The sequence below is a fragment of the Salipiger sp. PrR003 genome, assembly GCF_010500785.1.
Lineage (GTDB): Bacteria > Pseudomonadota > Alphaproteobacteria > Rhodobacterales > Rhodobacteraceae > Salipiger > Salipiger pacificus_A.
In genome coordinates, this window is sequence record NZ_JAAGOV010000098.1 from 47,306 (window position 1) to 60,685 (window position 13,380).

13 protein-coding genes are annotated in these 13,380 nt (G+C 66.1%); 5 read left to right on the forward strand and 8 right to left on the reverse strand.

Annotated features, from left to right (window positions below):
• Positions 1 to 4: 4 nt before the first annotated feature.
• The 7 genes from G0D83_RS28425 to flgB are packed head-to-tail and all read right to left on the reverse strand — an operon-like array spanning position 5 to position 5,119.
• Positions 5 to 760, reverse strand: a complete 756-nt coding sequence (locus G0D83_RS28425) for a flagellar biosynthetic protein FliR (protein WP_164197851.1) — start codon at positions 758 to 760, stop codon at positions 5 to 7.
• Complete coding sequence (flhA, locus tag G0D83_RS28430; protein ID WP_164197852.1) at positions 761 to 2,860, reverse strand: flagellar biosynthesis protein FlhA; 2,100 nt, start codon at positions 2,858 to 2,860, stop codon at positions 761 to 763.
• Entirely contained in the window at positions 2,860 to 3,666 is an 807-nt protein-coding gene (locus G0D83_RS28435) for a lytic transglycosylase domain-containing protein (RefSeq protein ID WP_164197853.1), read from the reverse strand. The genes flhA and G0D83_RS28435 overlap by 1 nt, the downstream gene beginning before the upstream one ends.
• Positions 3,666 to 3,935, reverse strand: coding sequence for a flagellar biosynthetic protein FliQ (locus G0D83_RS28440; protein WP_108970298.1), 270 nt, complete (start codon positions 3,933 to 3,935; stop codon positions 3,666 to 3,668). Before G0D83_RS28440 ends, G0D83_RS28435 begins: the two co-directional genes overlap by 1 nt.
• Before the next feature lie 19 nt (positions 3,936 to 3,954).
• Positions 3,955 to 4,284, reverse strand: a complete 330-nt coding sequence (locus tag G0D83_RS28445) for a flagellar hook-basal body complex protein FliE (RefSeq protein ID WP_108970297.1) — start codon at positions 4,282 to 4,284, stop codon at positions 3,955 to 3,957.
• A gap of 11 nt (positions 4,285 to 4,295) precedes the next feature.
• Entirely contained in the window at positions 4,296 to 4,706 is a 411-nt protein-coding gene (flgC, locus tag G0D83_RS28450) for a flagellar basal body rod protein FlgC (RefSeq protein WP_108970296.1), read from the reverse strand.
• 11 nt (positions 4,707 to 4,717) lie between these two features.
• Complete coding sequence (gene flgB, locus G0D83_RS28455) at positions 4,718 to 5,119, reverse strand: flagellar basal body rod protein FlgB (RefSeq protein ID WP_108970295.1); 402 nt, start codon at positions 5,117 to 5,119, stop codon at positions 4,718 to 4,720.
• 67 nt (positions 5,120 to 5,186) lie between these two features.
• Here flgB and fliI point away from each other — a divergent pair, with 67 nt between their 5' ends.
• From fliI to G0D83_RS28470, 3 genes are all read left to right on the forward strand, one after another.
• Positions 5,187 to 6,533, forward strand: a complete 1,347-nt coding sequence (gene fliI / locus G0D83_RS28460) for a flagellar protein export ATPase FliI (RefSeq protein ID WP_164197854.1) — start codon at positions 5,187 to 5,189, stop codon at positions 6,531 to 6,533.
• Positions 6,534 to 7,038: 505 nt separating this feature from the next.
• Entirely contained in the window at positions 7,039 to 7,647 is a 609-nt protein-coding gene (locus G0D83_RS28465; protein ID WP_164198057.1) for a sugar transferase, read from the forward strand.
• Positions 7,648 to 7,783: 136 nt separating this feature from the next.
• Positions 7,784 to 9,022, forward strand: a complete 1,239-nt coding sequence (locus G0D83_RS28470) for an MFS transporter (RefSeq protein WP_164197855.1) — start codon at positions 7,784 to 7,786, stop codon at positions 9,020 to 9,022.
• 3 nt (positions 9,023 to 9,025) lie between these two features.
• Here the strand turns inward: G0D83_RS28470 and G0D83_RS28475 are convergent, their stop codons facing one another.
• Complete coding sequence (locus tag G0D83_RS28475; RefSeq protein ID WP_108970292.1) at positions 9,026 to 10,243, reverse strand: replication initiation protein; 1,218 nt, start codon at positions 10,241 to 10,243, stop codon at positions 9,026 to 9,028.
• A 613-nt stretch (positions 10,244 to 10,856) separates the two neighbouring features.
• Here G0D83_RS28475 and G0D83_RS28480 point away from each other — a divergent pair.
• The gene (locus G0D83_RS28480; RefSeq protein WP_108970291.1) at positions 10,857 to 12,260 is read left to right on the forward strand and encodes an AAA family ATPase; all 1,404 of its coding nucleotides are present in this window, start codon (positions 10,857 to 10,859) and stop codon (positions 12,258 to 12,260) included.
• Complete coding sequence (locus G0D83_RS28485; protein WP_164197856.1) at positions 12,260 to 13,336, forward strand: ParB/RepB/Spo0J family partition protein; 1,077 nt, start codon at positions 12,260 to 12,262, stop codon at positions 13,334 to 13,336. The genes G0D83_RS28480 and G0D83_RS28485 overlap by 1 nt, the downstream gene beginning before the upstream one ends.
• Positions 13,337 to 13,380: the final 44 nt, after the last annotated feature.

Here is a 13,380-nt window from a genome sequence, read left to right on the forward strand (position 1 = left end):
TGCCTCAGAACACCAGCAGGCCGAGCCACTCGGCAAAGCGCTCGGCGAACTCGCGCAGCATCATCGGCGCGGCCATGACCAGGACCAGAAGCCCCGAGAAGATCAGCACCGGCCCGGCGACGAAAAACACCGGCGGCGTCGGCATCATCCGCGCGGTCAGGCCCATTGCGAGGTTGAGCAGCAGGCCCATGACGAAGAAGGGCGCGGCGATCGACAGCCCCATGTAGAAGCTCGCGCTCACCGCCCGGACGATCTGCTGCGCCAGATCCCCGGTCAGGATCCGCCCCGGCGGAAAGACGTCGTAGCTCATCACCATGGCGCCGATGATCAGGTGGTGCAGGTCGGTGGCAAAGATCACCGCCACCGCCGCCATCATCAGCGCGGTGGAAATTAGATCGGCCCCCTCGAAGGAGCCGAGACTGGGCGAGAAGGCATTGGCAAGCCCCGAGATCGTGCCGATCTGGTAGCCGGCGAACTGCAGACCCGACAGGAGGATCCGCGCGCTGACACCGATCCAGACCCCCAGCGTCAGCTCGATGGCAAGAATGCCGATGAAGGCGGCGATGTCATCGAAATCCACCGGGCCCAGCGGGGCCAGCGGGTAAAGCGCCAGCGACAGGACCAGCGCCATGGCCAGTCGGTGGCGCACCGGAAACAGCGCCTCGCCGAGACCGGGCATGAACATCAGGATGCCGCCGATCCGGGCAAAGACCAGCGCCACCCCAAGGAACTCGGTGGTGATCAGCGCCGAGACGTTCATCTACTTGCCGATGGTGGCGACGGTGCGCAGCGCCGCCTTGCGGTGGATCTCGTTGTGCGACAGCACGGTGGTCATCGGGCTCACCCGTTCCAGCATCGAGCGCACGAAGCTGCGCACCTCGGGGCTGACCAGCAGCGCCGGCCATTCGTCGCGTTCGGCAAACTGCTGGATTTCGCGCCGGGTCTGCAGCACGAAATCCTGCACCCGCTGCGGCGACATGACGAAGTTGCGCTCGTCGCCGCTGACCCGCAGCGCCTCGAGGAACTCCTTCTCCCAGGCCGGCCCCATGGTGATCACCGGAATGAAGCCCGAGCCGTCCATCATCGACTTGCAGATCTGGTTGGCCAGGCGCCGGCGCACCTGCTCGGTGATCTGCGTGACGTTCGACGTGCTGCGCTTGGCCTCGGCGATGGCCTCGACGATCAGCGGCAGGTTTCGCACCGAGACCCGCTCGGCCAGCAGCCCCTGCAGCACCTGCTGGATCAGCACCATTGGCGCATTGCCGGGAATGTCCTTGGCGAGCTTCTGGTACTCGCGGTCGAGCCCCTCGATCAGTTCCTGCGTCGCGCCATAGGTCATCAGCTCGGGCAAGTGTTCCTTCACCACCTCGGTCAGATGGGTGATGATCACGCTCTCCGGGTCGACCACGGTCAGCCCCATGCCCTCGGCGATCTTGGCGGTCTCGGGATCCACCCAGAGCGCATCGAGCCCAAAGGTCGGATCCTTGCCGCGCTCGCCCTTCAGCCCGCAGTCGCCGGGGTTAACCACCATCATGCCGGTCGGACGCACGTCGCCGCGCGCCACCTCGACCCCCTGCACCATGAGCGCATAGCTCTGCGAGGGCAGCATCGGCTCGTCCTTGATCCGGACCGTCGGGAGCACGAAGCCGAACTCGCGCGCAAAGAGCCCGCGCAGGCTTTTGATCTTGCCCGCCAGCGCCGCGTCGGGGCTCGAGATCAGCGGCACCAGCGCCTGACCCAGGTCGAGCCGGAGCGTGTCGAGCTTCAGCGTCTCCTTGATGCTGTCCTCGGCGGGAGCGGCTTCGGCCTTCTGCCGCTGCGCCTCTTCGCGCGCGGCACTGCGGGTGGCTTCCTCGGCGCCGCGCTGCACGGTGATGCCGAGAAAGATCATCAGCCCCGCGAGCCCCGCAAAGACCAGCGCCGGAAACCCCGGCAGCAGCCCGATGGCAAAGAGCAGCGCCGCCGCCATGAACAGCGCCTTGGGGAATTTCGACAGCTGGCCCAGAACCGCCTCGTTGGCCGCGCCCTCGGTGCCGCCCTTGGTGACGATGAGACCCGCCGCCAGCGACACCACCAGCGCCGGGATCTGCGACACCAGTCCGTCGCCGATGGTCAGCACGGTGTAGAAGTTTGCCGCCTCGGACAGCGACAGCCCATGCTGCGCGACGCCGATGAGGATGCCGCCGATGACATTGATCAGTGTGATGATGATCCCGGCCACAGCGTCGCCGCGCACGAATTTGCTTGCGCCGTCCATCGCCCCGAAGAAGCCGCTCTCGTCCTCCAGTTCCTTGCGGCGCGAGCGCGCCTGCTCCTCGTCGATCAGCCCGGCGCCGAGATCGGCGTCGATGGCCATCTGCTTGCCGGGCATGGAATCCAGCGAGAAGCGGGCCGAAACCTCGGCGATTCGGGTCGAGCCCTTGGTGATCACCACGAAGTTGATCACCACGAGGATGGCAAAGATCACGATGCCGATGATGAAATTGCCGCCGACGATGAAGCGCGAGAAGCCCTCGATCACCCCACCCGCGGCGCTGGGACCGGTGTGCCCCTCGGACAGGATCAGCCGCGTCGAGGCAACGTTGAGCGACAGCCGCAACATGGTGACCATCAGCAAGAGCGACGGGAAGGAGTTGAACTCCAGCGGCTTCGGGATCCAGAGCGCCACCATCAGGATCAGCACCGAAACCGAGAGCGACACGGCCAGCCCGAGGTCGAGGATCACCGGCGGCAGCGGCACGAAGAGCACGCCGAGCATGAGCGTCACGCCGATGGCGAAGGCGACGTCGCGGTTCGCCAGCCCCCGGGCCTTCAGGCTGGGGCGCTTGCGCGAGGCGGTGAAGGGATCGGTCAGGGCCATCAGAACATCTTTCGGAAGGCAGGCAGCACGGGTTGCATCACCTCGCGCCCGTAAAGACTGCGTGCGCCCTCGTCGGCGGCGCCGCTGCGCGTGGTCAGCCAGGAGGTCCAGAAGTGCCCCTCGGGCAGCGGCTCGGCGGCGGCCATGGCGACCGGCGGCGGGGCGCCGCCCCCCTCCCCTGCCGCCAGCGCGCGGAAGATGTCGAGGCGGTCATTGGCAATGCCGACGTTCTGCTTCAGCCGCCCGAGATAGGCCTGCCGGTGCTCCGGCGTGGCCGAATGGTAGCGCCCCGCCGCCTCGACCCAATCGCCGGTCTGCTCATAGAGAGACACCAGCAGCCGCGCGGCGTAATCGACGTTGCGCGCCGGATCGAACCCATGCTCGAGCGAGACAAAGGCGTCGGGATGCCAGCGCAGGTTCACCTGCATGCAGCCGACGTCGACCGAGGCCACCCCATCGGCCTGCCGCGCCCGCACCCAGCTGGCGGCGGTCTCGGGGCTGGTGAAATAGCGCCCGTCACCCTCGGCATTGGCGGTCCATGGCCAGATGGTCAGCTCGCCCTCGTGCATCATGCCCGATTCCTGCAGGCCGATGCCCAGCAAGAGGTTGCCGGGGATCTGGTGCCGCAGCTGCGCGCGCAAGATCTCGCGGATACAGAGGCCCGAGGGCGCTGCCTGCGCGGGCAGCGCCGGAGCAGGCTGCCCCGTCCGCGCGGTCGGCCGATAGAAATCGCTCCAGTCGGCCCGCGCGCCCTGCCCCGTCACCAGCAGCAGCAGCGCGACCAGCATCCCCGCCAGCGCCCGCATCAGAAGCCCCCGCTGATGATCAGGTCAAACGCGGTGTCCGACAGCTTCTTGACCATGGCGTACATGAACGGAAGGAACGCCAGCAGCCCGAGGAAGATCGCCACGATCTTCGGCACGAAGGTCAGCGTCATTTCCTGGATCTGCGTCAGCGCCTGGAAGAAGGCGACGATGAGCCCGACCACCAGCGCGATGCCCATGATCGGACCGGACGCGTAGAGCACGGTCAGAAAGGCATCCGACAGGATCGTATGCGTATCGGCTTCGGTCACCGCGCCCCCATTCGCCGGATCAGACCGGCATGCGCATGATTTCCTGGTAGGCCTCGACCAGCTTGTCGCGCACCGCAACGGCGGTGTTCACCGTGGTTTCGAGCTCCAGCGTGGCCAGCACGACCTGCTGGGTGTCGATGTCGCCGCGCATGCCGTTCTGCGCGACCGCCTCGGCCTCGCGGATGGTCTGCACGGTGTCGGCGCCGGCCTTCGAGATCATCTCGGCAAAGCTGGGCCGCTCGGCCTGGTCCGGCGCGATCGCCGGCATCTTCTCGGCGACCATATCGCGCGACGCGCGGTAGGCGCCGCTGGCCGAGTTCAGCGAAAGGAGCGAGGAGGGTCCCGCCATACGTCAAAGTCCTATTTCAGCAGGTCGAGAAGCTGCGTGCGCATGGTGCGCCCGGTCTCGAACATGTTCAGGTTGGCCTGGTAGCTGCGCGAGGCCTCGCGCATGTTGGCCAGCTCGAGGATCGTCTTCACGTTCGACACCTTCACGAAGCCGTCCTGGTCGGCGGCCGGATGCGCGGGGTCGAAGCGCAGTTCGAAATCGGCGGAGTCGCGGGTCACGTCCGACACCCCCACCATGGAGGCCCCGGTTTCCCGGTCCACCAGCTCCTCAAAGGAGATCACCTTGCGGCGATAGGGATCGCCGCCCTCGGTGTTGCCGGTGGAACTGGCGTTGGCGACGTTCTCGGAGACGACCTTCAGGCGCTCGCCCTGGGCACGCATGCCGCTGGCGGCGACGTTCAATACGGATTTCAGCGGATCCATGGTGTCCCCTCTCAACGAATGCCGGTGACCGCGACGGTCAGCAGGTTGTGGCCCTTGCGATACAGCTCGGCCGCCAGCCGGTAGCTGCCCGCCACCTCCGCGGCCTTGATGGTCTGCTGCTCGACCGACACGGTGTTGCCGTCGAGGCTGGCTTCCCAAGCGGTCTCGTCGCGCTCGATTCGCACGCCGTCGGGCGTGCTGTGGCCGCTCTGGATGTGCTGCGCGTTGGTCACCTCAAGGCCGCTCATCGCGCGTTGCCCCTCGAGCGCCTGCGCAAAATCGTTCACCTCGCGGGCCTTGTAATTCGGCGTATCCGCGTTGGCGATGTTCTCGGAAATCACACTCTGCCGCGCTCCGAGCCACGTCATGCGCTCGGAGGCCAACTGGAAAAAGGACATACCATCAAGTTTCATGAAGAGTTTCCTTTCGGCTCAAACAAGGATAGCATGAATAAAACGGACACATCAATGGATAGTGACCATGCACACCGCGTTTTCGGAGCTTTCAAGCCTTACCCGGACCCTTGAAAGGTCAAGCATTACCAGCGAGGTGAAATCCGCGCTCGGCCTGGTCCTGACGGTGTCGGGCCTCGAGCGCGCGGTTGGGATCGGCGCGCATTGTCTCGTCCAGGGCCGCGAGGGACCGGTGCTGGCGGAAGTTGTGGGCATCGACGAGCGGGGCACCCGGCTCTTGCCTTTCGGCAGCTGGGACGGGGTGCGCACCGGCGATCCGGTACAGGTCAGCCACAGCGCCAACGAGATCCGCCCCGATGACGCCTGGATCGGAAGGGTGGTGAACGCCCTCGGCCAGCCGCTCGACGGCAAGGGGCGCCTGCCCGAGGGCGATACCCCCCGCAGAATTCGCGCCGCGCCCCCGCCCGCTTTCGAGCGCCGCCGGGTGGGCCAGCGGCTCAACACCAAGGTCAAGGTGATGGACGTCTTCACCCCGCTCTGCCGGGGCCAGCGCATGGGGGTCTTTGCCGGCTCCGGCGTCGGCAAGTCGACCATGATGGCGATGCTGGCGCGCGGCGCCCAGGCCGATGTGATCGTCGTCGGCCTCGTCGGCGAGCGCGGCCGCGAGGTGCAGGACTTCCTGCAGGAAGATCTCGGCGAGCAAGGCTTGGCGCGCTCGGTGGTCGTCGTCTCCACCGGCGACGAGCCCCCGCTGATGCGCCGCCAGGCCGCCTGGACCGCCACCGCCGTGGCCGAGCATTTCCGCGATCAGGGCAAGCAGGTGCTGCTGCTGCTCGACAGCGTCACCCGCTTTGCCATGGCGCAGCGCGAAATCGGCCTCGCCGGGGGCGAGCCGCCCACCGCCAAGGGCTACCCGCCTACCACCTTTGCCGAGCTGCCGCGCATGATGGAACGCGCCGGTCCCGGCTCTGGCAGCGGCGGCGACATCACCGCGCTCTACACGGTGCTGGTCGACGGCGGCGACATGGAAGACCCGATCGCCGACGCGGTGCGCGGCATCATGGACGGGCACATCGTGCTCGACCGCAAGATCGCCGAACAGGGACGCTTCCCGGCGGTGAACCTCTTGCGCTCGATCTCGCGGATGCTGCCCGACTGCCACCACCCGGACGAGTATGCCATCTACAAGGCCGCCCGCCGCGCCGCCGCGCGCTATGCCGACATGGAGGAGCTGATCCGCATCGGCGCCTATCGGCGCGGCAGCGACCCCGAGGTGGATTCCGCCATCGATCTCGCCGAGCCGCTCGACCGCCTGCTCAGCCAAGGCAAACGCGAGGCCATGGACGCGTCGGAAACCTTCGCCCGGCTGCACGGCGCCCTCTCGGACGCGGACATCGTCGTGGAAGCGCCCTGAAGGCAGGCGTCGGCGCGCCCTAAGCCGCGACACTCCGACCCGGCAGCCCGTTGCTGGTTGCCCCCTGCCCCGTTCCGCTCCGGCTCGGTGGCAAAACCATTTCGGCGCGCCTGCCTCGGGATTTCCGGAGCCATTTCACAGATCCTTTGCAGTAGAGATCCGTTAATCTTTCCTTAACGAAGTCGTTTAAAAAGCGGACATCCGCTGACGCAATTTCTCGGAATTGATGTTCATTTGGATATACCTTTACTCTCTGGGTTGACTCGTGATTAAAGCTGGATCAACAAGCCGATTATGACCAATTCGTGTCGTGAGACGCGGTCGCGGCCACCAAGGGTGGCCCAGAGCGCATTTTGTCGTCGTTCAGGTGGCCAAAGAGGCCGGACTGTATCGCGTAAGAGTTAAGAGTTCTTGGGGTTTGACAGTGTTTGATGCAGCATTTTATTCCGCGGACGCAGGGTTTCTCGGCGAGCAGCGCCGGCTCTACCGCAAAAAGGCGCAAGGCATCTACCGCCAATTCGCCAAGCCGATTTTCGACACGCTTCTCGCCCTCGCGCTTCTGCCGCTTCTGGCGCCGGTGATTGCCGTCCTGTGGCTGTTGGTGCGCCTCGAAGGCGGGCCGGGTTTCTTCGGCCACCGCCGGATCGGTAAGAACGGCCGGGTCTTCCGCTACTGGAAGATCCGCACCATGGTGCCCAACGCCGAGCAGAAGCTGCAGCAATATCTCGCCAGCAACCCCGCTGCCCGCGCCGAATGGGAACGCGATCACAAGCTGACGAATGACCCGCGCATCACCCGCCTCGGCCGCTTCCTGCGCGAGACCAGCCTCGACGAGCTGCCGCAGATCTGGAACGTGCTGACCGGCGAGATGAGCTTCGTCGGCCCCCGTCCGGTCGTCCGCGCCGAAATGACCAAATACGGCATGCACCGCACCGCCTACCTGCTGATGAAGCCGGGGATCACCGGGCTGTGGCAGGTCTCCGGCCGCAACGACGTCACCTACGACGAGCGTGTCGAGATGGACGTGCGCTACCTCTGCGAGCAGTCCTTCACCACCGACAGCCGACTGCTGCTGCTCACCGCGAAGACCGTGCTGGACCGCACCGGCCGCTGAGCTTTCTCCCCTGTTTCGAAAAAGAGACCCCGGGCCCAAGGTCCGGGGTCTCTTTGCATCCGCGCCGGGCGATTGCGCAGCGCCCGGCGCTCCGGCAGAGTTGCGGCGCAACCCCCTCAAGACGAAAGCCTTCCGCATGAGCCACCAGAGCGCCCCCCTCCCCCCTCCTGCCCCGGGCCGCTGGTCGATGCTGGCGCTGATCTGCCTCGGCGTCGTCGGAGTGCTCTGCACCTGGTTCTCGGCCACCGCGATCATACCCGAGCTTGTCAGCGACTGGCAGCTCAGCCCGACCCAGGCCGCCTGGCTGACCAACGCCGTGCAGCTCGGCTTCGTGGTCGGCGCCCTCGGCTCGAGCCTCGTCAACCTGCCCGACATCCTGCCGATGAAGCGGCTGATGACCGGCGCAGCGATCATCGCCGCACTGGCCAATGCCGCGCTGCTGGTCTCCGACCCGACCACGGCGATCCTCGCCCGCTTCGTCACCGGCATCGCGCTGGCCGGCGTCTACCCTCCGGCGCTCAAGCTGATGTCCACCTGGTTCTCGCGAGGCCGCGGCCTCGCCCTCGGCTTCCTGATCGGCGCGCTGACCCTCGGCTCGTCCATGCCGCACCTGATCCGCGCGCTCACCACTGGCATCAACTGGCAGGCCGTGGTCTGGGGCACCTCCGGCGCGGCCCTCGCCTCGGCCATCCTGTTCGCGGGTACCTTGCGTGAAGGCCCCTATGGCTTCGGCCGCGCCGCCTTCGACCCTCGCCAGTCGCTCGCGGTCTTCAGAAACCGCCCGCTGATGCTCGCCAACCTCGGCTACTTCGGCCACATGTGGGAGCTCTACGCCATGTGGGCCTGGTTTCTCGCCTTCGCCGCCGCGGCGCAGGAAAGCGGCCTCGCGCCCTTCCCCTTCGGCACCGCCTCGATGCTGAGCTTCGTGGTGGTTGCCAGCGGCGTCATCGGCAGCCTGCTCGGCGGCTGGCTTTCGGATCGCATCGGCCGGTGCCTGACCTGCGCCGGGATGATGATCGTCTCCGGCGCCTGCGCCGCCCTCATCGGCTTCGCCTTCGAGGGTCCGACCCTACTGCTCGCCGCCCTTGCCCTTATCTGGGGGGTCAGCGTCGTCGGCGACAGCGCGCAATTCTCCGCCGCGGTCACCGAGCTTTCCGAGCCGCATTTCGTCGGCACCGCCCTCGCCCTGCAACTCGGCATAGGCTTTGCCCTGACCGTCGTGGCGATCTGGCTTCTGCCGATCTTTGCCAGCGCGATCGGCGGCTGGCACTGGGCCTTCCTGATGCTGCTGCCCGGCCCGGTGATCGGCGCCCTTTCCATGCTCGCCCTGCGCCGCGACCCGGCGTCGGCGCGTCTCGCCCACGGCGCGCGCTAAACGCTACGCGCTCTCGGCGTCCTCGGCGAGCCCGTCGAAGGCGCCGGGCGACAACTCCTCCCAGAAGGCCGCGATGGCCTCGGCGTTCAGCGCCGACATCCAACCATGGCGCTCAAAATCATCCCGCGCCGCACCCGAGAGCCGGCCGATGAACAGAAGCTTGTCGGCGTCTCTCTGCGTCGGCTTGCGGCTTGCGGCGAGGTCCCGAATGCGTTCCAAACGCCGCGCACGCAGCGTTGACGGTTTGGCAGGGTTTCGCCGCGAAACCTCCGGCGCCTTCGCCGGCGCGCCCTTCGCGTAATCCTCGCGCAGCGCCTTGGTGAGGTAGCCGACGGTGTTCTTCACCCCCTCCTGTCCCTCGACATACTCCAGCTTCTCGGCGACATACTCTTCGCCATGCTCGGCCAGCCACTGACGCGCCAGCCGGTCCGAGACGCCCAGCTCGCGCAACCGACCGTAAAGCTCGGAGTTGCGCAGCCCCTCCCCATCGTCGAGATCGAGGATCGCCAATTGCGGATTCTCGGAAATCAGGAAGCGGATCTCCGTCACCGTGCGCCCCATCTTGCGGGTCTCCGGCGTAAGAAGGATGTTCGAGGTCTTGTTCACCTCGGCCACCGCGGGCTTGATGATCTTGGCGTTGAGCTGCTTGTAGACCTCATAGTAGGGGCTGTCCGCCACGCCCATCAGGCGCCGGAAGAGGTCGAGCGACCACCAGCCGGTCGAGCCGGTGCGCACGAAACGGTAGCAATTCTCGTAGAGCGCCAGCGCGTGGCCCGAGGTGAAGCGCCGCTGTATATTGAGGTTGATCAGGGCAAAGACCTTCGGGTCGTGCAGCTTCTCGGCGAGCGCCGGAGAGTAGGCATATTCGCAGACACCGCCCTTCAGCTTGGCGTAGCTGAGCAGCGAGCTGACGCCCCATTCCTGCTGGCCCTTCTCGTCGAGCATGTCCCATTCCGCAACAGTCTCCGCGAGGCCGCGCAGAGACTGTTTTAGTGTCTCCATGTCGTTCGAGTTGTAGCCGATCATCAGACTGAGCGTGCGCGCGTCGATCTGGTGCCGAGACTGCGAGGTGAGCGTGTCGTAGGCGTTGAGCAGCAGCACGTTCGACAGCTTGCGCTGCAGCAACGTGAGCTTGCCCGAAACGTGGATCGCCGCAACGTGCTTCTTCACCGCTCCGCGGCGCAGCGGGCCGCTCAGCCGGTCGCGCGGAATATCGTCCATTCTGCTCTCGCTTTCCCGGGGCCTCGCCCCACTTGCCGGTCCTCGTGGTTCCCTGCCTTGTCGTACGACTCGTCCAAGCGAGTCGCCGCGGCCGGGTTGTCCCCATGATCCGCCAAAAGGTATCCGCAAGCAAGATCCCCGCTGGCACCTCAACCCGCGCCAAGACGCCCCCCGTAAACGGGCACCCAAGGATCTTGGGTCCCAGAGATAGGTATCCATTTCCGGGATGTCGACTCGCCCGGCCTGCGCGGGAGGAGTCCGATTCCTGGCCCAAAGACCCTAATCCGTCGAAAACAGGCTCTAACGCGCAGTCTTTCCAAGGCCGCCCCGAGAATCGGACCCCTTGATCCCGGAAACGGGTGCCTTTACCCCCGTTTCCGGGCACCATTGCTCCCGCAAGCGGGCACCGCATCAGGGGTATCCCTAGGTATTTATTGAACTTTTATTAACCTAAAGCTCTTAAAAGGACTCAAAGAAACTCAAACATACCGACCGTCTGTGTGATATCTTCCATAATTAGAGTGAGATGAGCGCTCGAATGCTTCCACTTTGCCCCCAGCATGTGCCATAGTTCTCAGGATATCGCGGCAAACAGCGAACATGGTGAGGCGACATGGCACATAAACCCGGCACTCCGCCGAAGGCAGACCTTCCCCCCTACTTCAACATCGACCCGGCCGAGGCCGCGGCAAAGCTCGCCGATCCCATAGACACCGCGCGTTTCGCAAAGGCCGCGTCCTTTGCCATGCGCGGTCGCGACGATCTTGCCCGCCGCGGCTATGCGCCCGACGGCGCGAAGCGGCTGCGGCGCTTCTCGACCTGGGAAATCTGCCGCTACCTGATCCCGGTCAACCCGGCCCACCTGCGCCGCGTGCTGCGCCAGAACCCCGACCTGCCGCAGGGCGAGGGCGAAGGCGGGTCCAAGTGGTTCACGCTCGAGGAGGTTCTGCGGCTGCGCGACCATTTCGCCGAGGAAGGCGCCAAGGATCGCGAGTACCGGGCCTGGCGCCCCGAGGGGCTTCCGGCCAAGGTGGTCGCCGTGGCCAACTTCAAGGGCGGCGTCGGCAAGACCTCGACCTGCGCGCATCTTGCGATGTCCGCCGCGCTCGACGGCTACAAGGTGCTGGTCATCGACCTCGACAGCCAGGGCTCGATGACCTCGATCATGGGCGGCAAGGTCGAGGACGAATGGCAGACCGTCTTCCCGATGCTGGCCCGCGACTACGCGCTTCACCTCCAGCAGGAGAACAAGGTCCGCGAGGCCGCCGGGCAGACACCTTTCCAATTCGACGAGACACTGAGCGCTGCGCTGGAGGTTTCGCCGCGAAACCTCGTGCAGAAGACCCACTGGCCGAACATCGACCTCATTGGCGCGCAGCTCAATCTCTACTGGGCCGAATTCCAGGTGCCTGTCTGGCGGATGCAGATGCTGAGCTGGCCGCTCTGGGACGCGCTGACAAATGCGCTGGAGGAGGGGGGGATGCTGGATGACTATGACATCATCCTGCTCGACACCCCGCCGGCGCTTGGCTACCTGACGATCAACGCGCTTTCGGCCGCGGACATCCTGCTGGTGCCGCTGGGGGCGTCTTTCCTCGAGTTCGACTCGACCGGGCGGTTCTTTGACATGATCTATTCGACCTTTGCCTCGATCGAGGAGGGGGAGAACCGGGTTCGGCGCGCGGACGGATTGCCCGAGATGCGGTTCGAATGGGATGCGGTCCGGGCACTGGTGACGCGGTTTGACGCGGCGCAGCAGACCGACCTGGCGAATGTCATCCAGGCTTATTTCGGCGACTTCATGACCACCTACCGGCAGGAGCTGACCGCGATGGTCGGGCAGGCGGGGGAGCAGGTCTCGGGGATTTACGAGACCGATTACCGGGACTTCAACCGGGACACCTATGTGCGCGGGCGCGAGACCTTCGACCGGACATGGGCAGAGGTGAAGGAGGTGATCCTCGGGACGTGGTGGCGCGACGCGCAGATGGAGCAGGCTGAGAGGGAGGCCGTCTGATGGCAAAGAGACGCAAGCTCGAGGCGCCCTCGGCAGAGGACCTGACCCGCTACGAGGAGGAGTTCCACCGCGAAAGCTCGTCGCGCGGGCTGATGTCGGCGCCGATCGCGCAGGTGGCCGCCGAGGCGGCGACGCTGCATGACCCGCGGCCGGCGGGGCAGCGGGCCGAGGCGGCGAAGGACAAGGCTGACGCCGAGCGGCTGCGGGATGCCGAGGGGCGGGGGCTGGTGATGCTCGAGCTGGCCGTGGACGACATCAACGCCGATGCGCTGGTGCGTGACCGGGTGGTGCTCGACGCCGAGGAGATGGAGGAGCTGAAGGCCTCGATCGCCAAGGGCGGGCTGCGGCTGCCGATCGAGGTGTTTCCGACGCCGGCAGACGGGCAGGGGTTCGGCTACGGGCTGCTCTCGGGCTACCGGCGGCTGAAGGCCTTCCGCGATCTTTATGCGCTGACCAAGGACAGTCGTTACCAGAAGATTAAGGCTGTGATCCGCGACCCCGAGGCCATGGGCGGCACCTTTGCCGCGATGATCGAGGAGAACGAGATCCGCGCCTCGCTCAGCCATTACGAGCGCGGGAGGATCGCGGTGATCGCGGCGCAGCAGGGCGCCTTCGTCAATGCCGAGGAGGCGGTCAACGCGCTGTTTCCTCAGGCCTCCAAGGCGAAGCGCTCGAAGATACGCTCCTTTGCGCTGATCTTCGAGGAGCTGGGCGACATGCTGACCTTCCCCGACCTGCTCAAGGAGAAGGACGGGCTGCGCATCGCCGCGGCGCTGCGCGACGGCGCCGAGGTGCGGCTGCGTGAGGCGCTGGCCGAGCGGGTGCCGGAGACGGCCGCCGAGGAGGCGGAGCTGATCGCAGCGGCGCTGGACGGGGTCGAACTCACCTCGGACCCGAAGAAGGGCGGGCGGCCGAAAAAGGCCGCGTCGCCTGCCAAGGCGCTGTCCTCGGGACTGACGGTGCAGCTCGGCGAGGATGCGCAGGGCTGGGTGATCCGGGTGCGCGGCAAGCGCGTGGGGCGCGAACTGATGGAAGCGGCGATGCTGGAGCTGGAGAGGCTCCTGGACGCGCCGTAGACGAAATAATATAATATTATCAATATTTTGACGTGAAATTGGCG

Bases quoted from the DNA above. Each gene is read 5' to 3' on its own strand.
- G0D83_RS28480 (WP_108970291.1), top strand. From the start codon at position 10,857: ATGGCACATAAACCCGGCACTCCGCCGAAGGCAGACCTTCCCCCCTAC.
- flgB (WP_108970295.1), bottom strand. From the start codon at position 5,119: ATGAAACTTGATGGTATGTCCTTTTTCCAGTTGGCCTCCGAGCGCATG.
- G0D83_RS28445 (WP_108970297.1), bottom strand. From the start codon at position 4,284: ATGGCGGGACCCTCCTCGCTCCTTTCGCTGAACTCGGCCAGCGGCGCC.
- flhA (WP_164197852.1), bottom strand. From the start codon at position 2,860: ATGGCCCTGACCGATCCCTTCACCGCCTCGCGCAAGCGCCCCAGCCTG.
- G0D83_RS28425 (WP_164197851.1), bottom strand. From the start codon at position 760: ATGAACGTCTCGGCGCTGATCACCACCGAGTTCCTTGGGGTGGCGCTG.
- G0D83_RS28470 (WP_164197855.1), top strand. From the start codon at position 7,784: ATGAGCCACCAGAGCGCCCCCCTCCCCCCTCCTGCCCCGGGCCGCTGG.
- G0D83_RS28485 (WP_164197856.1), top strand. From the start codon at position 12,260: ATGGCAAAGAGACGCAAGCTCGAGGCGCCCTCGGCAGAGGACCTGACC.
- G0D83_RS28475 (WP_108970292.1), bottom strand. From the start codon at position 10,243: ATGGACGATATTCCGCGCGACCGGCTGAGCGGCCCGCTGCGCCGCGGA.
- fliI (WP_164197854.1), top strand. From the start codon at position 5,187: ATGCACACCGCGTTTTCGGAGCTTTCAAGCCTTACCCGGACCCTTGAA.
- G0D83_RS28435 (WP_164197853.1), bottom strand. From the start codon at position 3,666: ATGCGGGCGCTGGCGGGGATGCTGGTCGCGCTGCTGCTGCTGGTGACG.
- flgC (WP_108970296.1), bottom strand. From the start codon at position 4,706: ATGGATCCGCTGAAATCCGTATTGAACGTCGCCGCCAGCGGCATGCGT.